The organism is Microbacterium alcoholitolerans (genome assembly GCF_050408615.1).
GTDB lineage: Bacteria > Actinomycetota > Actinomycetes > Actinomycetales > Microbacteriaceae > Microbacterium.
The window spans coordinates 1370819-1390897 of record NZ_JBNTKD010000001.1; the positions used below are offsets into that span (position 1 = coordinate 1370819).

General features: G+C 67.8%; 13 protein-coding genes and 1 tRNA gene. 2 read left to right on the plus strand and 12 right to left on the minus strand.

All coding sequences use genetic code 11. From position 1 onward, the window contains the following. Positions 1–3: 3 nt before the first annotated feature. The 5 genes from ACQUSX_RS06525 to ACQUSX_RS06545 form a co-directional block, all read right to left on the minus strand. The gene (locus tag ACQUSX_RS06525) at positions 4–888 is read right to left on the minus strand and encodes a bile acid:sodium symporter family protein (protein ID WP_428906141.1); all 885 of its coding nucleotides are present in this window, start codon (positions 886–888) and stop codon (positions 4–6) included. A gap of 33 nt (positions 889–921) precedes the next feature. Further along, positions 922–1440, minus strand: a complete 519-nt coding sequence (locus ACQUSX_RS06530; RefSeq protein ID WP_428906142.1) for a nucleoside deaminase — start codon at positions 1438–1440, stop codon at positions 922–924. A 147-nt stretch (positions 1441–1587) separates the two neighbouring features. Continuing rightward, positions 1588–4242 carry a multicopper oxidase domain-containing protein gene (locus ACQUSX_RS06535; RefSeq protein WP_428906143.1) on the minus strand — a complete coding sequence of 885 codons (2655 nt, stop codon included), beginning with the start codon at positions 4240–4242 and terminating at the stop codon, positions 1588–1590. Then, positions 4239–5546, minus strand: coding sequence for a DUF8744 domain-containing protein (locus ACQUSX_RS06540; RefSeq protein ID WP_428906144.1), 1308 nt, complete (start codon positions 5544–5546; stop codon positions 4239–4241). The genes ACQUSX_RS06535 and ACQUSX_RS06540 overlap by 4 nt, the downstream gene beginning before the upstream one ends. Continuing rightward, positions 5543–6226, minus strand: a complete 684-nt coding sequence (locus tag ACQUSX_RS06545) for a helix-turn-helix transcriptional regulator (RefSeq protein ID WP_428906145.1) — start codon at positions 6224–6226, stop codon at positions 5543–5545. The genes ACQUSX_RS06540 and ACQUSX_RS06545 overlap by 4 nt, the downstream gene beginning before the upstream one ends. 58 nt (positions 6227–6284) lie before the next feature. Here ACQUSX_RS06545 and ACQUSX_RS06550 point away from each other — a divergent pair, with 58 nt between their 5' ends. Then, positions 6285–6605: a DUF2249 domain-containing protein gene (locus ACQUSX_RS06550; RefSeq protein ID WP_428906146.1), complete on the plus strand. Its 321-nt coding sequence runs from the start codon at positions 6285–6287 to the stop codon at positions 6603–6605. A gap of 67 nt (positions 6606–6672) precedes the next feature. On the opposite strand, the gene ACQUSX_RS06555 is transcribed toward ACQUSX_RS06550, so the two are convergent. Beyond that, positions 6673–6754 (minus strand) — tRNA-Tyr (locus ACQUSX_RS06555). A gap of 86 nt (positions 6755–6840) precedes the next feature. Then, complete coding sequence (locus ACQUSX_RS06560) at positions 6841–7770, minus strand: carbohydrate kinase family protein (protein WP_428906147.1); 930 nt, start codon at positions 7768–7770, stop codon at positions 6841–6843. A 267-nt stretch (positions 7771–8037) separates the two neighbouring features. Between ACQUSX_RS06560 and ACQUSX_RS06565 the strand changes: the two genes are divergently transcribed. Then, positions 8038–8628 carry a hypothetical protein gene (locus ACQUSX_RS06565; RefSeq protein ID WP_428906148.1) on the plus strand — a complete coding sequence of 197 codons (591 nt, stop codon included), beginning with the start codon at positions 8038–8040 and terminating at the stop codon, positions 8626–8628. Positions 8629–8712: 84 nt separating this feature from the next. On the opposite strand, the gene rpoC is transcribed toward ACQUSX_RS06565, so the two are convergent. From rpoC to ACQUSX_RS06590, 5 genes are all read right to left on the minus strand, one after another. After that, the gene (gene rpoC / locus ACQUSX_RS06570; protein ID WP_428906149.1) at positions 8713–12591 is read right to left on the minus strand and encodes a DNA-directed RNA polymerase subunit beta'; all 3879 of its coding nucleotides are present in this window, start codon (positions 12589–12591) and stop codon (positions 8713–8715) included. A 44-nt stretch (positions 12592–12635) separates the two neighbouring features. Beyond that, the gene (gene rpoB, locus ACQUSX_RS06575; RefSeq protein WP_428906150.1) at positions 12636–16136 is read right to left on the minus strand and encodes a DNA-directed RNA polymerase subunit beta; all 3501 of its coding nucleotides are present in this window, start codon (positions 16134–16136) and stop codon (positions 12636–12638) included. A 194-nt stretch (positions 16137–16330) separates the two neighbouring features. Continuing rightward, complete coding sequence (locus tag ACQUSX_RS06580; RefSeq protein ID WP_428906151.1) at positions 16331–18022, minus strand: ABC transporter ATP-binding protein; 1692 nt, start codon at positions 18020–18022, stop codon at positions 16331–16333. Then, positions 18019–18990 (minus strand): ABC transporter permease, encoded by a 972-nt coding sequence (locus ACQUSX_RS06585; RefSeq protein WP_428906152.1) that lies wholly within the window; start codon positions 18988–18990, stop codon positions 18019–18021. The genes ACQUSX_RS06580 and ACQUSX_RS06585 overlap by 4 nt, the downstream gene beginning before the upstream one ends. Then, a complete protein-coding gene (locus ACQUSX_RS06590) occupies positions 18990–19994 on the minus strand; it encodes an ABC transporter permease (protein WP_428906153.1) in 1005 nt (334 codons plus the stop codon). The genes ACQUSX_RS06585 and ACQUSX_RS06590 overlap by 1 nt, the downstream gene beginning before the upstream one ends. Positions 19995–20079: the final 85 nt, after the last annotated feature.

Below are 20079 nucleotides of genomic sequence, written 5' to 3' on the forward strand. Positions count from 1 at the left end.
AGTCTAGGAAGCGACCTCGGCCGTGACGTCCGGCACACGCTCCTTCCCGCGGATCAGGAACCCGAATCCGAACGCGATGAAGAACATCAGCACGCCGTAGACCGCGGCGGGCAGGCTGAGCTCCATCGAGCCCAGCACCGACTGCGCGATGACGATCGCGAGGGTGGCGTTGTGGATGCCGATCTCGAACGACGACGCGATCGCCTGGCGGCGGCCGATCTTCAGCATCCGGGGCACCGCGTACCCGATCGCGAGGCTGATCACGCAGAACAGGATCGTGATGAGCGCGAGCTGCGCGAAGTTGTCGGTCAGCAGCTTCCAGTTGGATGCCACGGCGCCGGCGATCACGACGATGAGGATGATCACGCTCGCTATCCGCACCGGCTTGTCCATGCCGCGGGCGAACGCCGGCCAGAACCTGCGGATCAGCATCCCGAGCGCCACCGGCAGCAGCACGATTGCGAACACCTCGAGCGCCTTCGCCCACTGCAGGCCCAGCTGGTCGTCGAAGGGACGGAAGTACCAGATCGCGAAGTTCGTGATCACCGGCAGCGTGATCACGGCGATCACCGAGTTCACCGCGGTCAGCGAGATGTTCAGGGCGATGTCACCGCGGAACAGATGACTGTAGAGGTTCGCCGTCGTCCCGCCGGGGGAGGCGGCGAGCATCATCATGCCGACCGCCAGCACGGGCGGCAGCTGGAACGCCAGCACCAGCCCGAAGCAGATCGCCGGCAGCAGAATCAGCTGGCACAGCAGCGCCACGATCACCGCCTTCGGCTGCTTCAGCACGCGCGCGAAGTCCGCGAGGGTGAGGCTCAGGCCGAGGCCGAGCATGATGATCCCGAGTGCGACGGGCAATCCGATGGTGGTCAACGCTGATCCCATGGAACTCAGTGTGGCCGATGAAGCGCTCTGGTGTCACTCTCTCCGTTCGACGGCATCGCTCCGCTGCCGCTCGGCGAGCCGTCGCTGCAGCTCCCTGACCTCGTCGACGAGCTCGGGCGCCGGTCCCGAAACCGGAACGCCGGGCGCCACCTCGCCGATGGGCAGAGCCGCGACCGGTCCCGGCTCGAGTCCCCATTCGGCCCTCCACTGCACCAGCTGCGCGGATGCCGTCGCATACACGATCCGCCCCAGACCCACCCACGCGTGGGCCGCGCTGCACATCGGGCAGTGCTCGCCTGATGTGTACACCGTGGCCGCACGACGCTCGTCGGGCGTCAGATTCGCCGCCGCCCATCGCGCGATCTCGAACTCCGGATGCCGGGTGTGGTCGCCGCCCGCGACGCGGTTGCGATCCTCGAATCGGATGCTGCCCCCGCCGTCGACGAGCAGCGAGCCGAACGGCTCGTCGCCCTCTTCCAGCGCCTCACACGCGAGGTCGACGCAGCGGCGCAGGTACTCGAGGTCGTGCTCGTTCACGGGGTCGGTGGCCATGATGGCATCCTCTCATCGACCGCCGGGCCGTTACATTCCGGGGGCCGACACGCCAGAAATCGGACCGGTTGCCCCTTTTCGTCCGACAACTGGCGTGTCGGCCCCCATTTCGTATCGTGCAGCACGCGGGCCGCCGGGCGCCGCGCGTCACTCCTGCACGGCGAAGATCCCGTGCGCACCTCGCTCGGCATCGATCATGAAGTGCGACACGAACGGGTAGTGACCGGCCTCCGGGAAGATCAGCTCGACGAAACCACCCTGCGCGACCGCGAGCGGCAGCACCTGCGCGCCCGTGCCCTCGGCCCGGTTGATCGAATACGCGCCCTCCGACCAGACGGTGTCGAACTGCCCGCCGACGACGTGGAAGCTGCTCGGCCGCTCGACGCCGGCATCCAGCGCCCACACCCGCACCCGCTCACCGACCTTCGCCGGCAGAGGCGCGTGGTCGTACTGGTTGGCGTAGCCGTTGAAGGTCACCAGATCCGGGTTGCGCGCGGCCATGGCATCCATGTCGACCACGCCGCCGTCGTGATCGCCGAGGTAGTACTCGCCCTGCACGAGCACGTAGCTCCGATCGACGGCGGGAAGGTCTTCCGGTTCGATGACGACCGCGCCGTACATGCCGTTGACGATATGCGCGCTCATCGGCATGGTCGAGCAGTGGTACATCCAGATGCCGGAGCGGGTCGCCGTGAACGTGTAGGTGAGGCTCTCTCCCGGAGCGATCGTGCGCATCGGCCTGTCGGGGGCGAGCGCGCCGGCGTGGAAGTCGATCGAATGCCCCATCGCGGCGTCGTTGACCAGCGTGATGACGAACGTGTCGCCCACCCTGCCATGCAGGGTCGGGCCGGGAGCGGTGCCGTTGTACGTCCACAGCGTCTGCGTCACCCCGGGTGCGACCTCCTTCTCCTCGTCAGTGACGGTGAGAGTGACCTCGTGAGTCATCGGAGAATCGGATGCCGGAAGCGCGGGCAGCACGGCGTCGTAGGGCTTCAAGTCTTCACCGGGTTCGGCCATCAGATCGATGAGGCCGGAGTTGCTCATGTCGTGGCCAGCGTGAGTTCCGTGGTCGTCTTCGTGTTCGGCGCGGTCACTGGCATCCGACCCCGTGCCCGACTCGGATGCCGAAGCGCCGGTCGCGACGATCTGCATCGTCATGCCCATCTGCCGGTGCCCGAGGATCGAGCACCACCCCTCGAGGTCGGCGGTGATCACGCCGACATCGATCGTCTCGGACTCCCCCGGCGCGAGTCGCCCGCCGTTCACGCCGTTCGCGAAGACGAGATCGTGCACCTGCGTGGCGTCGGTGTTCGTGATCTCGATCACCAGGCGCGTGCCGACCGGAACCTCGATGCGGTTCGGGGTGAAGCGCATATCGGCGGCCTCGACCTGCACGGTCTGCACCGGGGCATCCGCGTCCCCGGTCGCGGCGCTGCCCCAGCCCATGCTGATCGGATCGGCGGCCGCGACGCCCGCCGAGACGAGCACCACGGCGAGCAGGCCGGCGACGGCCTGACCGGCGCGGCGTCCGCGCGGCTCGCCCTCGGGCACGATCGGCCCGCGTCCGGGTTCGGTGAGCATGGCTCCGGACGCCTTGGCGCGACGCTGCGCGCGCATCGCCCGCAACATGATGATGAGGAAGGATGCCATCGCGAAGAGGTACATCACCGACGACACCACCCGAAGCAGGCTCGAGACCGGCAGCGCGTAGACGACGAGTGCGGCGTTGGCGATCGTGACGCGCAGGATGCCGGCGGCGTCGAATCCGGCTGTGCCGACGCGCACCGGGCTGGGCCCTCCGCCGAGCACGACCGGGATCAGGTAGCTGAGCGCTCCCAGGAGCACCTGCGCGACGAAGCCCGCCGCGAGGAACGGCACGACGTGCGCGAAGAGATCGTCGAGTGCGGCGAACCCGCCGCCTGCGATCGCGAAGACCGCGGCGCCGATAGCCACGGTCGCGACGGTGCCCGCCCACCAGACCAGGCCCATGCCGACCGACAGCGCAGCGAAGCTGTGCGGAGCCTTCTGCCGCGCAGCGCGGAACAGCGAGACGCCGATGACGACCAGCCCGACGAGGTATGCGCCAAGCCCTGCGGAGACGCCGGGCAGCCACCCGAAGGCGGCGCTGAGGGCCGAGATCAGCACTCCCGCAGCGAGGACGGGCAGTGCGCGGGCCGCGCCGGTGGCGGCGTGCTCGTCGGCGCGAGTGCGCAGGATCGTCGGCCAGAGGGTGACGACCGTTCCGGCGACGGTGAGGCCGATCCAGCCGAGCACGTTGATCAGCGCGTGCGCGATCACCAGGTTCGGGCTGCTGTCGCCGCGCGCGAGCCATGCGCCGAGGGCGGCACCGACGATCAGCAGAGCGGCCGAGGTGATGTAGTACCGGATCGTGCGACCGAACTTTCCGGGCATGCTCGCGCGGGTGCGCCGGTACAGGCTGATGCCGTGCCAGGCGACAGCCACGATCAGCGCCGCGGCGCCGACGAGAGTGATCGGCCAGATCGCCGTGAGCACGCCGGTGACGATGATCACCGCACCGCCGTTGGCGAGAATGAGACGGATGTTCTGGTCGCGGCGATCGGACGCGGTGGCGGCGCTGCGCAGCAGCGCGAAGGAGAAGTACTGACTCCACACCAGGATCGCGTGCGTCACCGCTCCCAGCAGCAGCAGGTGAAGCATCAGCCACATGGGGCTCGGCACCCAGCGGTGCACGATCGTCGACACCACCGTCAGCAGCAGCCACACCACGGTCGGGATGTCGCGCATCGCCCAGAACCCGCGCCGCTTCACCTGGTCAGTCACTTCGTGGTTCCTTCTTCGTGCTCTTGATGCGGTTCTGCGTGCTGTTGGGGCTGGCCTTCGTGCTGTTGGGGCCGGTTCGGGCCACCGGCTGCGGAGGACTTCTCGGCCCGGGGAGGAGCCTTCAGCTGAATTCCTCCTCCTGAACGGGAGTTCTCCTCCCGAACGGGTGCGGGTGCGCGTGCGGGTGCGGGTGCGGGCTCGGGCTCCGCTGCTTTCGAGCGCCCGGAACGCTTCGGCTCCCCGAGCATCGCGCTCGTGATCGCGGTCAGCAGGAACAGCAGCAGCGCCGCGACGCCGAGCACTCCGCCGAGCTGCCACGCCACGGGCATCCCGAGTCCATCGCCGATCCACACCCGCACGATCAATGCGACCTGCAGCAGGCCGATCGGCGCCCAGAACGCCGGCCGGTACGGCAGCGGGATGCGCAGCACCGCCGGAAGGATCGTCGTCGCGTGCGCCATGATCATCGAGAAGGTGTATCCCAGGAAGACGGCGTGGATGACCGCGTCATACGCCGGCTGCTCGCTGGGCTCACCGAGCAGCAGCACGAGGCCGGCGACGGCGAGCCAGACGTAGCCGGCGAGGATGCACGCGGCCATGTAGCGCGTGACGCCTTGCGCCCGGATCGTTCGCCGCGCCACGTCGTGCACGATGAGCCAGCCGGTGAGCGAGAGCATCGTCATGCCGAGCAGGATCGCCCCGGCATCCGGCAGCACGAGACCGACCACGAGCGCGCCGGTCACCGCCCAGGCGTGGACGAGAAGTCGGATGCCCGCGCGCGGCCCCATGGTGATGCGGGCGAGTTCGACGCGCTCGGCGGCGATGGTGAGCACCAGGAAGCCGATCAGCCACGGGATGACTCTGGCCATCGTGTCCTGCCCGAGCCAGATGAGGGCGCCGGCGCACGCGAGCCCCGCGCCGAGCAGCTGGACGAGCAGGGCTGCGTCGTACTGGCGACGCCAGAGGGGGATGTAGAGCACGACGAAAGCTGCCGCGCCTGCGGCCAACACGGCTTTGCCGATGATCAGCGGGACCGGGTCTGCGACGAGCAGGACCCCGCCGAGGCCGAGCAGCGCCGGGGTGATGAAACCTGCCGGGCGCGCGAGAGCCGTGGCGCGCTCGAGGCTGACCAGCGTGCCGACGAAGCCGAGCACGAGAAGCATCCCATGCACATCGGGGAGGCGATCAGTGCTCAAGGGTGCCGGCAGGCCGAGCAGCAGCAGACCCGCGTCGAGCCCGGCGAGCAGCGCGATCGCGGCCGGCAGCATCGACAGCATCCGCCATCCGCCGCGTCGGCGGCTCACGAGCGGACTCGCAGGTGCAGGACGCAGGCGCCGTCCGCGCGGAACGGCAGCAGTTCGGCATCCGACTTCTCTGCGCGCGAGCGCGCGATGCCCTCGATCATGCCCTCGTGAACGGCGCAGACGACGTCGGAGCGTCGCGCCGCCACCGCCAGCAGCGGGCAGCGGTGCAGCACGATCGGCTCGCCGCTGCCATCGGGCTCGAAGCCCTGCTCGCGCATGGTGCCGACGACGAGGTCGCGGGCGGTGCTGGTGGCATCCGACTGCTGTGCGGCGATCTCGGCGCCCCAGCGCTCCCCCGACGCGCGCGCGTGCGCGACCGGGTCGGGCACGGTGCGCGCGAGGGTGTCGGCGAGTGCCAGCGCGAGACCCGCGTACGGATTCACCGCGTCGGCGGGCGGCGCCACCCAGCGCCAGCCCGGTCGGCCACGGCCCTGCACCTCGGATCGGATGCGACGCAGCCGGCCGTCTGCGCGCAGGCGCTCGAGGTGCTCGCGGACGGTGTTCTCGTGCAGGCCGGTCGCCGCGACGATCTCGGCGGTGGTGGCGGAATCACGTGATTCAACCTCGCGCAGGATGCGTTCTCGGGTCGACGAATAGCGCCGCCCGTCGGCACCGCGCCGAGGCGTGCGCTCGGGGTGCGGACGTTCCGGATTTTCTCCGGGAGCCGAGTCCTTTTCCACGGAATCTATTGTAATAAAATCGAAGCGTCATCCCGCATCGATCGAGACGGAGAAAATCATGGCCAGCATCGAGATCCACAGCTCACGTTCCGTGGCGCACGACCAGACGATCGGCGGTGGCGGCAGCTGCGCCTGCGGCGGTCACGACGAGGAGCTGCCCGAACTCGACGTGCAGACGATTCCGCACGCTGTGCGCCACGCAGCGATCTTCGGCGCGATCGAGTCTCTGCGCCCCGGTGCGGCCATGGTCATCTCTGCCACGCACAATCCGGTGCCCCTGCTGACGCAGCTGTCGGCCAAGCACGGCGCCGCCTTCCACACCCGCTACCTCGACGAGGGTCCGGAGCGCTGGCGCATCCTGATCCGCAACGCGGCCTGAGCGGGCTCGCCAGGGAACGACTGAGGGCCCCCGCGATGCGGAGGCCCTCAGTCAGTGTTTCTGGCGGTGGCAAGTGAGGGATTCGAACCCCCGAATGCAATGCAGGCTGATTTACAGTCAGCTCCCTTTGGCCGCTTGGGTAACTTGCCAATGCACGCCCGTCCGACTTGATCAGCCAACCGGGGGCGCGAGAATCAAGCATACCTGCCCGCGGCGGTCGTAAGAAATCGAAACCTCAGCTGCCGAACACTCCCTGATCAGCGTCCGCCAGCGACTCGGGAGTGCGCAGCAGACCGCCCTCGGCACGCACGGTCGCGGCGGCGATCAGCATCGCCCGATCGAGCAGTTCCTGCCAGTCCGATCCGGATGCCGGGACGCCCGCGGACAGGCTCGCCGCGACCGCCGCGAGCGTGGCGTCTCCCGCTCCGACGGTATCGACGATCGCGCCTGGCAGCTTGGCGATCGGGGACGTGAACACACCGGCATCCGATTCGAGCACCGCGCCAGCCGGGCCCGCTGTCGCGAGCACCGAGCCGACGCCGAGATCGCGCAGGCGGGCGCGCAGCGCGTCGAGATCTCCGCTGAGCTCCTCGTCGTACAGCAGGGCTGCGTCATCGGATCCGACCTTGACCAGCTCCGAGCGCGCGGCGAGGCGCTCGAAGCCGCGGACGAACTCGTCGCGGTCGCTGAGCATGCCCGATCGCGGGTTCGGGTCGACCGCGACCCTGGCATCCCCCAAGGCGTCGACGAGGGCGTCGACCTCGGCCGGCACGTCGAACGGGAAGCAGCTGATCGCGACGATCCCGGCATCCGAGATCGCCTTGCGGGCCTCATCGTCGTATCGGATGCTGCGCCCTCGCGCCGCGTCATTGAAGACGTACTGGGGCTCGCCGCTCGCCGACCACGTCACGACCGCCCGCGACGAGCCGCGCGGCGCGTCGCTCGCGATCAGCTCCACGCCATGATCGCGCAGGTACTCGCGGATGTGGTCGCCCGGCTCGTCATCGCCGACCATCGCGATCAAACTGGTCGGGATGCCCAGCCGCCGCAGGCCGACGGCCACGTTGAGGGCGGCTCCGCCGACCAGTTCGCGGACGCCCGTGGCATCCCGGATCTCATCGATCAACGCGTCGCCGATGACGACCGCCGCACCACCATTGCTCATCCTGCGAGACTATCGCGTGCAGGGCCGTTGCCGAGTGCAGGACCGTTGGCGAGAGCAGGTCGGATGCTGCAGAACCAGCCTGCTGCGGGCAACGAGCCTGTTCTGGGGCGATGGCGGGCGGAGGGCAGCCCGGGCGGACGACAACGACGGACGCCGGGCGGCGCTCGCGGACGGACGGCAGCCCGCGCGGACGCCGGGCGACAGACGCCGGGCGACGGTGCGGCGCGGCTCACCTTCGCATCACGCGCGCGGACCTACCCTGTGCTCATGAGGCCCCAGGGCAGGCTCCGAGTCGGCATCGCCGCCGCGGTCCTCGTCGCGGGCGCGACGCTGCTGGCCGGCTGCCTGCCCGACGAGGCGCTGATCCCGAAGAGCGCGTCGCCGACGGCATCCGACGAATCGAGCGCCGAGCCGACGCCTAGCGCGACACCCACCTCGCCGACGATGACGATGCCGAAGGACTGCCGGGAGATCCTCTCGGACGACGTCCTCGCCGAACTCGATGGCGTGCCGCTGAACGATCCCGCATTCGGCGAGAGCGGCATGCTCTCGGACGGTTCGCTGCGCTGCATCTGGGGCGACCCCGCGGCCGACACCACAGGGCTCACCACGACGATCGAGCCGATGTGGCGCGGCGAGGCTCTCGACATGCTCAACGCACTCGTCGCCGACGAGGGCTTCAGCTGCTACACGCCCGACGACGGCACACGCTGCGAGAAGACCTGGCCGAACAAGCAGTATCCGGTCACCGACGGGCGCACGCTCTTCTGGCGCGACGGGTTGCTGATCGACACGCGCTACTCGAACCTCGCACCCTCCGGGTACACGTCAGCCATCATCGCCGCCATCTGGCCCTGAGCACGCGCGCACCCGGTTCCGGACAGAGAGAGGCCCCGGACCTTCCGAAGAAGGGCCGGGGCCTCAGTCGCTCCGAGATCACGCTCAGTTGTAGGTACCGGGCGTGATGTCGTCGGTCGAGAACGCGTCGAAGTCGACGTAGCCGAAGTCGCCGCCGTCAGCGTACGCGCCGTCGGATGCGAAGATCCGGTTCGGGTAGCGCTCGCTCTTGGCCTCTTCGGTCGCCTCGACCGTGATGTCACGGTAGCGGCGCAGACCGGTGCCGGCGGGGATGAGCTTACCGATGATGACGTTCTCCTTGAGACCGATCAGCGGGTCGCTCTTGCCCTCCATGGCGGCCTGCGTGAGCACGCGGGTCGTCTCCTGGAACGATGCAGCCGACAGCCACGACTCGGTCGCGAGCGACGCCTTCGTGATACCCATCAGCTCCGGGCGACCGGACGCGGGGCGCTTGCCACCGGCCACAGCCTCGCGATTGATCTGCTGGTAGCGCTTCAGGTCGACCATCTCGCCCGGGAGCAGCGTCGTGTCAGCGTGGTCGACCACGGTGACCTTGCGCAGCATCTGGCGCACGATGACCTCGATGTGCTTGTCGTGGATCGGCACACCCTGCGAGCGGTACACGCCCTGCACGCCGTTGACGAGGTAACGCTGCACCTCGCGGGCGCCCATGACGCGCATGACCTCCTTGGGGTCGAGCGTGCCGACCAGGAGCGGCTGACCGACGGAGACGTGCTGGCCGTCCTCGACGAGAAGCGTCGCGCGCTTCAGCACCGGGTAGACAACCTCTTCGTCACCGTTGTCGGGCGTCAGGATGACCTTCTTGCCCTTTTCGGTCTCGTCGATCGTGATGCGACCATCGGCCTCGGCGATCGGCGAGGCACCCTTCGGGGTGCGCGCCTCGAACAGCTCCTGCACACGGGGCAGACCCTGCGTGATGTCATCCGCCGATGCAGAACCACCGGTGTGGAAGGTGCGCATCGTCAGCTGCGTGCCGGGCTCACCGATCGACTGCGCGGCGATGATGCCGACAGCCTCTCCGATGTCGACCGTCTTGCCCGTGGCGAGCGAGCGGCCGTAGCACTGCGCGCAGACACCGACAGCCGAGTCACAGGTCAGCACCGAGCGCACCTTGATGCTCTCGACGCCGGCCTCGACCAGCTTGTCGATGAGAACGTCTCCGACGTCCTCACCGGCAGAGGCGACGACCTCGCCCGCAGCGTTGACCGCGTCGGATGCCAGGGTGCGGGCGAACACCGAGTTCTCCACGTTCGCGTCGCGGGTCAGCACGCCCTGCGAGTTCGGAGCGGCGATCGGGAGCTCGAGGCCCTTCGACGTGCCGCAGTCCTGCTCGCGGATGATGACGTCCTGCGAGACGTCCACCAGACGACGGGTCAGGTAACCCGAGTCGGCGGTGCGCAGAGCGGTGTCGGCCAGACCCTTACGGGTACCGTGCGTCGCGATGAAGTACTCCGCCACCGACAGACCCTCGCGGTACGAGGAGATGATCGGACGGGGGATGATCTCACCCTTGGGGTTGTTCACCAGACCACGCATACCCGCGATGTTGCGGATCTGCAGCCAGTTACCACGAGCACCCGACGACACCATGCGGTTGATGGTGTTGTCCTCGGGGAAGTTCTCGCGCATGGCGGCCTGAACCTCGTCGGTCGCCTCGGTCCAGATCTTGATGAGCTCCTGGCGGCGCTCGAGATCCGTGGTCAGACCCTTGTCGTACTGCGACTGGACCTTCGCCGCCTGCTTCTCGTAGGTCGCGACGATCTCGGCCTTGTTCGGCGGGGTGAGGATGTCGCTGAGCGCGACGGTGACACCCGAGCGGGTCGCCCAGTGGAAACCGGCATCCTTGATGCGGTCCAGCGTGGCGGCCGTCTCGACCTTGGGGTACTCCTCAGCCAGCTTGTTCACGATCTGCGACAGCTTGCCCTTGTCGGCGACGCCGCGCACGAAGGGGTAGCCCTTCGGCAGCGCGCCGTTGAAGATCGCCTGTCCGAGCGAGGAGTCGACGAGGCCGTGGCGCTCGTAGCCCTCGGGCGCTTCGCCCTCGAGGAAGGTGAGGCCGGGGATGCGGATGCGGACCTTCGCCTGCAGGTCGAGGGTGCCCTCGTCCTTGGCCAGGATCGCCTCGGAGACCGAACCGAACGCACGACCCTCACCGGCAGCGCCCTCCTTGACCGTGGTCAGGTGGTGCAGGCCGATGATCATGTCCTGCGAGGGCAGCGTGACCGGGCGGCCGTCCGACGGCTTCAGGATGTTGTTCGACGCGAGCATCAGCACGCGGGCCTCGGCCTGAGCCTCGACCGACAGCGGCAGGTGCACAGCCATCTGGTCACCGTCGAAGTCTGCGTTGAACGCGGCGCAGACGAGCGGGTGCAGCTGGATGGCCTTGCCCTCGACGAGCTGCGGCTCGAACGCCTGGATGCCGAGGCGGTGCAGCGTGGGTGCGCGGTTCAGCAGCACGGGGCGCTCGCGGATGATCTCCTCGAGCACGTCCCAGACCTCGCCGCGGGTGCGCTCGACAGCGCGCTTGGCGGCCTTGATGTTCTGCGAGTGACCGAGGTCGATCAGGCGCTTGATCACGAACGGCTTGAACAGCTCCAGAGCCATCTGCTTGGGCAGACCGCACTGATGCAGCTTCAGCTGCGGACCGACGACGATGACCGAACGGCCCGAGTAGTCGACGCGCTTGCCGAGCAGGTTCTGACGGAAGCGACCCTGCTTGCCCTTCAGCATGTCGCTGAGGGACTTCAGGGCACGGTTTCCGGTGCCCGTGACGGGGCGGCCGCGACGGCCGTTGTCGAACAGTGCGTCGACGGCCTCCTGCAGCATCCGCTTCTCGTTGTTGACGATGATCTCGGGGGCGCCGAGGTCGATCAGACGACGAAGACGGTTGTTGCGGTTGATGACGCGGCGGTACAGGTCGTTCAGGTCACTGGTCGCGAAGCGGCCACCGTCGAGCTGCACCATCGGGCGCAGCTCCGGCGGGATCACCGGAACGACGTCGAGCACCATGGCGGCCGGGCTCATGCCGGTCTCCAGGAACGAGTTGACGACCTTGAGGCGCTTGATCGCACGGATCTTGCGCTGGCCCTTGCCCTCGGAGATCTGCAGGTGGAGGTTGTCCGCCTCCTGCTTCAGGTCGAAGGTCTGCAGGCGGCGCTGGATCGCCTCGGCGCCCATGTGGGCCTCGAAGTACTGACCGAACCGGTCCTGCAGCTCGTGGAAGACGTCGTCCTCCGGGCGCAGAGCGCCGACCTCGAGCGTGCGGAAGTCCTCCCACACGCGCTCGAGCTTGGCGATCGCCTCGTCTGCACCCTTGCGGGTGAGCGTCATCTCCTTCTCGGCGGCGTCCTTGACCTTGCGCTTGGCGTCGGCCTTGGCACCCTCCGCCTCAAGGGCGGCGAGCTCCTCCTCCAGCTTGGCCATGCGCTCTGCGATCTTCGCGTCGCGACGGTCGCCGAGCGTCTTCAGCTCGAGCCGGATGTTGTTCTCCTGCGTGGCGAGGTCGCGGTGACGAGCATCCTCGTCGACCGAGATCACCATGTACGCGGCGAAGTAGATGACCTTCTCGAGGTCCTTCGGCGCCATGTCGAGCAGGTAGCCGAGACGCGAAGGCACTCCCTTGAAGTACCAGATGTGCGTCACGGGAGCGGCGAGCTCGATGTGACCCATGCGCTCGCGACGGACGGAGCTCTTGGTGACCTCCACGCCGCAGCGCTCGCAGACGATGCCCTTGAAGCGGACACGCTTGTACTTGCCACAGGCGCACTCCCAGTCACGGGAGGGGCCGAAGATCTGCTCGCCGAAGAGGCCGTCCTTCTCAGGCTTCAGCGTGCGGTAGTTGATCGTCTCAGGCTTCTTGACCTCGCCGTAGGACCATCCGCGGATGTCCTCTGCGGTGGCCAGGCCGATTCGAAGCTCATCGAAAGTTGTTGCGTCGAGCACTAGTTCTCCTGTTAGAAAATCTGTAGCTAATCGAAGGGGCCGGGTCAGATCTCGTCGATCGATGCGGCTTCGAAGCGGCTGGAGATGTTGATGCCGAGTTCTTCCGCAGCGCGGAAGGCCTCGTCGTCGGTGTCTCGCAGGTTGACGGCGGTGCCATCGGCCGAGAGGACCTCGACGTTCAGGCAGAGCGACTGCATCTCCTTCATGAGCACCTTGAAGGACTCGGGGATGCCGGGCTCCTGGATGTTCTCGCCCTTGACGATGGCCTCGTACACCTTGACGCGGCCGAGGATGTCGTCGGACTTGATGGTGAGCAGCTCCTGCAGCGCGTATGCGGCGCCGTAGGCCTCGAGCGCCCACACCTCCATCTCACCGAAGCGCTGTCCACCGAACTGCGCCTTACCACCGAGCGGCTGCTGGGTGATCATCGAGTACGGTCCAGTCGAGCGAGCGTGGATCTTGTCGTCGACCAGGTGGTGCAGCTTCAGGATGTACATGTAGCCGACCGAGATGGGCGCCGGGAACGGCTCGCCGGAGCGGCCGTCGAACAGCTGGGTCTTGCCCGTGCGGTCGATCAGGCGCACGCCGTCGCGGGTCTCGCGGGTCGAGTCGAGCAGACCTGCGATCTCGGGCTCGCTGGCACCGTCGAACACCGGGGTCGCGACCTTGGTGTTCGGAGCGACATCGCGTGCCTCCTCGGGCAGCTGCGCCGCCCACTCCGGGTTGCCCTCGATCTTCCAGCCCTGCTTGGCGATCCACCCGAGGTGGGTCTCCAGCACCTGGCCGAAGTTCATTCGACCGGGGATGCCGAGCGGGTTGAGCACGACGTCGACCGGCGTGCCGTCCGAGAGGAACGGCATGTCCTCGACGGGCAGGATCTTCGCGATGACGCCCTTGTTGCCGTGGCGGCCGGCGAGCTTGTCGCCCTCGGTGATCTTGCGCTTCTGAGCGATGTAGACCACGACGCGGCGGTTGACGCCCGAGCCGAGCTCGTCGTCGCCCTCTTCAGCGTCGAACTCCTTGACGGCGATGATCGTGCCCTGCTCACCGTGAGGGACCTTCAGCGAGGTGTCGCGAACCTCACGGCTCTTCTCGTTGAAGATCGCGCGGAGCAGGCGCTCCTCGGCGGACAGCTCGGTCTCGCCCTTGGGCGTGACCTTGCCGACGAGGATGTCGCCGGGGCGGACCTCGGCGCCGATGCGGATGATGCCGCGCTCGTCGAGGTCCTTCAGCAGCTCGGGGCTGACGTTGGGGAGGTCACGCGTGATCTCCTCCTTGCCCAGCTTGGTGTCGCGGGCGTCGACCTCGTACTCCTCGATGTGGATCGACGAGAGCGTGTCGTCCTTCACCAGCTCCTGGCTGAGGATGATGGCGTCCTCGAAGTTGTGACCCTCCCACGGCATGAACGCGACGAGCAGGTTCTTGCCGAGCGCGAGCTCGCCGTTCTCGGTGGCGGGGCCATCGGCGATGACCTCGCCGACCTCCACGCGCTCACCGGCGCTGACGATCACGCGCTGGTTGTAGGACGTGCCCTGGTTCGAGCGGTCGAACTTGCGCAGGTGGTACTCCTGCGTGCCGCCCTCGTCGAGCATGACGACGACGCGGTCTGCGGAGACCTCGCTGACGACACCGGCCTTGGCGGCGGTGACCACGTCACCGGCGTCGATCGCGGTGTAGCCCTCCATGCCGGTGCCGACGAGCGGCGAGTCGGAGCGGAGCAGCGGCACGGCCTGACGCTGCATGTTGGCACCCATCAGGGCGCGCTGCGCGTCATCGTGCTCGAGGAACGGAACGAGCGAGGTCGCCACCGACACCATCTGGCGCGGGGAGACGTCCATGTAGCCGATCTCCTCGGGGAGGAACAGGTCGACCTCACCGCTGCCGCCGCGGGGGCGCGCCAGCACGTGGCTCTCGGTGAAGCCGCCCTTCTTGTCGAGCGGGGCGTTCGCCTGGGCGATGTTGAAGTCGACCTCTTCGGCTGCCGTGAGGTAGTCGATCTGGTCGGTCACGACGCCGTCGACGACCTTGCGGTACGGCGTCTCGATGAAGCCGAACGAGTTGATGCGCGCGAAGGTCGCGAGCGCGCCGATCAGGCCGATGTTCGGGCCTTCAGGCGTCTCGATCGGGCACATGCGGCCGTAGTGCGAGGGGTGCACGTCACGGACCTCGACGCCGGCGCGGTCACGGCTCAGACCACCGGGGCCGAGAGCCGACAGACGACGCTTGTTCGTCAGGCCCGCGAGCGGGTTGTTCTGGTCCATGAACTGGGACAGCTGCGACGTTCCGAAGAACTCCTTGATCGCGGCGACGACGGGGCGCACGTTGATCAGGGTCTGCGGCGTGATCGCCTCGATGTCCTGCGTGGTCATGCGCTCGCGGACGACGCGCTCCATGCGCGACAGACCGGTGCGGACCTGGTTCTGGATGAGCTCGCCGACCGCGCGGATGCGACGGTTGCCGAAGTTGTCGATGTCGTCCGTGGCGATCCGGATCTCGGCCTTCTTGCCCGAGCGGATGCCGGAGAACGTCTCGTCACCGCGGTGCAGGCGCACCAGGTACTTGATCGTCGCGACGATGTCCTCGACCGTCAGCACCGAGTCGGTCAGCGGCGAGGCGAGACCGAGCTTCTGGTTGATCTTGTAGCGACCCACCTTGGCGAGGTCGTAGCGCTTCGGGTTGAAGTAGAAGTTGTCCAGTAGCGCGCGGGCGGCCTCTGCGGCGACCTGCTCGCCCGGACGGAGCTTGCGGTAGATGTCGCGAAGCGCGTCTTCCTTGGTGAGGATGGTGTCCTTCGACAGCGTCTCCTCGATCGACGGGAAGCCGGCGAACTCGGCGAGGATCTCTTCGCTGGTCATGCCCAGCGCCTTCAGGAAGACCGTGACGGACTGCTTGCGCTTGCGGTCGATGCGGACGCCGACCTGGTCGCGCTTGTCGATCTCGAACTCGAGCCATGCGCCACGGCTCGGGATGACGCGAGCGGTGACGATGTCCTTGTCGCTGGTCTTGTCGGGGGTCTTGTCGAAGTAGACACCGGGCGAGCGCACCAGCTGCGAGACGACGACGCGCTCGGAGCCGTTGATGATGAACGTGCCCTTGCCGGTCTGCAGGGGGAAGTCGCCCATGAAGACGGTCTGCGTCTTGATCTCACCGGTCTGGTGGTTCATGAACTCGGCTTCGACGTACAGCGGAGCGGCGTAGGTCTTGCCGCGCTCCTTGCACTCGTCGATCGAGTACTTCTCGGGCTCGAGGTACGGGTTCGTGAACGAGAGCTGCATCGTCTCGCCGAGGTCCTCGATCGGGGAGATCTCCTCGAAGATCTCACCCAGACCCGACACCTCGGAGACGTCGGTGCGGCCGGCCTTCTTGGCCTCCGCGACACGAGCCTTCCAGTCGTCGTTGCCGACGAGCCAGCCGAAGGACTCGGTCTGCAGTGCCAGCAGGTCCGGGACCGTCAGCGTGTCGGAGATCTTGGCGAACGAGAGGCGGGATACTCCGCGGCCGTTCTTGTTGGTGGTGGATGTGGATGCGTTGCGAGCAGCAGCCAAGGGAGTAACCTCCGTGAGCCCGGGCAGGGGCTGGTCGATTCCTAGACGTGGAGTGCGCGCTCGAGAACTCAACGGATGCCGACCACCATATGAGGGCACGGAGAAGCGAGCGCAACTACTAACTATAAGCCGATTTCGGCGACATGGCAAGCACGATCCTTGACCAATTCGAGAACCTGCGGTATTGGCATCCCTCAGGATGCGATGCCGAGCTCATTGCCCGGGATGGATGCCAGCAGTGTGCGCGTGTACGGATCGCGCGGGTTGGTGAAGATCTCCTCGCTCGTGGCGGCCTCCATCAGCGCACCGTCCTTCATCACGCACACGTAGTCGCTGATCAGCCGCACGACCGCGAGGTCGTGCGAGATGAACAGATAGCTGAGTCCGTACTCCTTCTGCAGGTCGCCGAGCAGGGTCAGGATCTGGTCCTGCACCAGCACGTCGAGCGCTGACACCGGCTCGTCGCACACCATCAGATCGGGCGAGAGCGCCAGCGCCCGCGCGATGGCGACGCGCTGGCGCTGCCCGCCGGACAGCTCGGACGGGTAACGCTGCATCATGGATGCCGGAAGCGCGACGTCATCGAGAAGCTGACGCACCCTGGCGCGGCGCTCGGATCGGCTGCCGCGCTTGTAGAACTCGAGCGGCTCGCCGATCAGTCGCCCGATCGTGAACATCGGGTTCAGGCTCGAATACGGATCCTGGAAGACCGGCTGCACGCGCTGGCGGAACTCACGCGCCTGCGCCTTGTCGAGCGACTGGATGTCGCGCCCCTCGAACCGGATGGTGCCTGCGGTCGGCTCGATCAGCTTCAGCAGCATCCGTGCGGTCGTGGTCTTGCCCGACCCCGACTCGCCGACGATCGCGACGGTCTTGCCGCGCGGAATCGAGAGCGAGACGTCGTCGACGGCGACGAAGTCGCTCTGGCCGCGCACCGGATACACCTTGCGCAAGCCCTCGATCTCGACGATGTTGTCGGATGCCGGAAGCCCCGTGTCACTGGCATCCGACGTCTTCTCGGACGCGACGAAGACTTCCGGCTGGAGGCGAGCCGCGGCGATCGAGGGGGCCGCGTTCACGAGACTCTGCGTGTACGGGTGCTGCGGGGCCTCGAGGATCTGTCGCGCCGAGCCCTGCTCGACCACGCGGCCGCGGTGCATCACCACGACGCGCTGCGCGCGCTCCGCGGCCAGCCCCAGGTCGTGCGTGATGAGCAGCACAGCCGTGCCGAGTTCACGGGTCATCTCGCCCAGCTGGTCGAGGATCGTCTGCTGCACGGTGACGTCGAGCGCGCTGGTCGGCTCGTCGGCGATGAGCAGGCGCGGCCGGCACGCCAGGCCGATGGCGATCAGGGCCCGCTGACGCAGACCGCCGGACAGCTCGTGCGGATACTGCTTCGCACGCCGCTCCGGATCGGGGAGCCCTGCCGCCGAGAGCGCTTCGACGACCTTCTCCTTGACGTTGCCGCGGTTCGCAAGGCCATGCGCGAGCAGGGTCTCGGCGACCTGCGTGCCGATCTTGGCGACCGGGTTGAGGTTCGACATCGGGTCCTGCGGGACCATCCCGATGTCGCGGCCGCGGATCTTGCGCAGCTCGCTCTCGGAGGCGCCGACGAGTTCGCGCCCGTCGAGTCGGATGCTGCCGCCGGCCACCCGACCGCCGGATGCCAGCAGGCCGATCACCGCCATGGCGGTCGTGGACTTGCCCGAACCGGACTCCCCCACGATCGCGACGGTCTCACCGGGCGCGATCTCGAGGTCGACGCCCTCGACGGCGTGCACGACACCGTCCATCGTGCCGAAGTCGACGGCGAGGCCGGACACCTGCAGCAGCGGCTGTGCGCTCGTCTGCATCTCGGTCATCGATTCATCTCCCCTGGCGCTCATCGCGCCCTCGTCCTCGGGTCCATCGCCTCGCGCAGCGCCTCGCCGAACAGTGTGAAGCCGAGCGCCGTCACCGCGATGCAGATGCCGGGGAAGAACGCCAGCCACGGGGCGATCGCCAGCTCGCTCTGGGCGTAGGTCAGCATCCGACCCCATTCGGCCGTCTCCGGGCGCCCGCCGCCGAGGCCGAGGAACGACAGCGCCGCCGCATCGATGACCGCGGTCGCGAGCGTCAGCGTGGCCTGCACGATGACCGGCCCGATGGCGTTGGGCAGCACGTGCGACATGGTGATGCGTCCGCGGCCGAGTCCCAGGGTCTGCGCCGAGAGCACGTACTCGCTACTGCGCTGCTGCAGCATCGATGCCCGAAGCAGGCGCGCGAAGATGGGCACCTGCGAGGCGCCGATGGCGATCATCACCGCGGAGGGCGTCTGCCCGAGGATCGCGGCGATCGACACCGCCAGCAGCAGGTTCGGCACCGACAGGATGATGTCGACGATGCGCATGATCAGGGTGTCGACCCAGCCGCCGAACGTGCCCGCGATCAGACCGAGCAGCATTCCGCCGACCAGACCGAGCGCGGTGGAGACCACACCGACCATCAGAGATGCCTGCGCACCCCAGATGAGTTTGGAGAGCACGTCGCCGCCGAAGCGGTCGAGCCCGAGCGGGAACTGCGGCAGCTCACCGGGGCCGGGGATGTGCGTCGGGGTGATGTACTCGGCGCCGGGCAGCGCGGTCTCGGGGTACGGCGCCAGGATCGGGGCCAGCAGCGCCACGGCGAGGAAGACGAACACGATCGCCGCGCCGATCCACGCCGTGGGGTTGTGGCGAAGCCGCCGCAGGACATCGCTCCAGAAGCTGCCGCTCTTGTGCAGCTCCGCCTGTGCGACCGCGACGGTGTCGGACGATTCAGCTGCGCCTTCAGCCGGCCCGGTCGGGCCCTGTGCGGGTGGGAGCACTGCGCTCATCACTGAACCCTCACTCTCGGATCGATCAGGCTGTACGACACGTCCACCGCGAGGTTGATCAGCGCGTACGCGATCGCGATGAAGATGATGAATCCCTGCAGCACGGGAAAGTCACGGGAGAAGATCGAGCGGGCGAGGAACGACCCGATGCCCGGGAACGCGAAGACGGTCTCGGTGAGGACTGCGCCCGAGATCAGCAGGCCCGTCTGGAGGCCGATGATCGTGATCACCGGCAGCATCGCGTTGCGCAGGATGAACCGGTTGCGCAGCGTCGGCACGGCCAGTCCCTTGGCGCGTCCGGTGCGGACGTAGTCGGCATTCTGCACCTCGAGCACGCTCGCCCTGGTGATGCGGACGATGATCGCCAGGGGGATCGTGCCCAGTGCCAGCGCCGGGAGGATGAGGTGCGTGATGGCATTCCAGGCCGCATCGAACTCGCCCGTGATGATGCCGTCCCAGACGTAGAAGCCGGTGACATGCGTCGCATCTATTCGTGCACTCTGGCGCCCATCGGAGGGCAGCCAGCCCAGCTGCACGGCGAAGATGTACTTCAGGATGAACGCCAGGAAGAACACCGGGATCGTGATGCCGATCAGGCTGAACACGACGGCGGTGTGATCGGTCCACCTGCCGTGCCGACGCGCCGCCCAGTAGCCGAGGGGCACACCGACGCCGATCGCGAAGATCAGCGCCAGCGCGCTCAGCTCGATCGTCGCGGGGAAGCGCCGGAAGAACTCCTCGGTCACGGGTCGTCCCGTGACGATCGACGAGCCGAAGTCGCCTTGGAGCAGGCGACCCACCCATACGAAGTACTGCTCGTACAGCGGGCGGTTGAAGCCGTAGAGCTCGTTGACCTCTGCGATCGCCTCGGGTGTCGCCTTCTCACCGAGAAGGGCGATCGCGGGCCCTCCGGGGAGCGCGCGGACCCAGGCGAAGAGCAGCACGCTCAGGCCGAAGAGGGTGGGGATGAGCAGCAGAAGCCGCTTGCCGATTGTTCGCAGCAAAGGGGTCTCCGGGTCTCGCGACGATCCTTCCCCTCGCGGATCGCGCGAGGGGAAGGATCGTCTGAGCGGGTGATCGTACTCGGCG

What these genes read in the sequence shown, in the direction of transcription:
- ACQUSX_RS06565 (WP_428906148.1), top strand. Translation starts at nt 8,038, where the DNA reads ATGAGGCCCCAGGGCAGGCTCCGAGTCGGCATCGCCGCCGCGGTCCTC.
- ACQUSX_RS06550 (WP_428906146.1), top strand. Translation starts at nt 6,285, where the DNA reads ATGGCCAGCATCGAGATCCACAGCTCACGTTCCGTGGCGCACGACCAG.
- ACQUSX_RS06530 (WP_428906142.1), bottom strand. Translation starts at nt 1,440, where the DNA reads ATGGCCACCGACCCCGTGAACGAGCACGACCTCGAGTACCTGCGCCGC.
- ACQUSX_RS06585 (WP_428906152.1), bottom strand. Translation starts at nt 18,990, where the DNA reads ATGAGCGCAGTGCTCCCACCCGCACAGGGCCCGACCGGGCCGGCTGAA.
- ACQUSX_RS06580 (WP_428906151.1), bottom strand. Translation starts at nt 18,022, where the DNA reads ATGAGCGCCAGGGGAGATGAATCGATGACCGAGATGCAGACGAGCGCA.
- ACQUSX_RS06560 (WP_428906147.1), bottom strand. Translation starts at nt 7,770, where the DNA reads ATGAGCAATGGTGGTGCGGCGGTCGTCATCGGCGACGCGTTGATCGAT.
- ACQUSX_RS06525 (WP_428906141.1), bottom strand. Translation starts at nt 888, where the DNA reads ATGGGATCAGCGTTGACCACCATCGGATTGCCCGTCGCACTCGGGATC.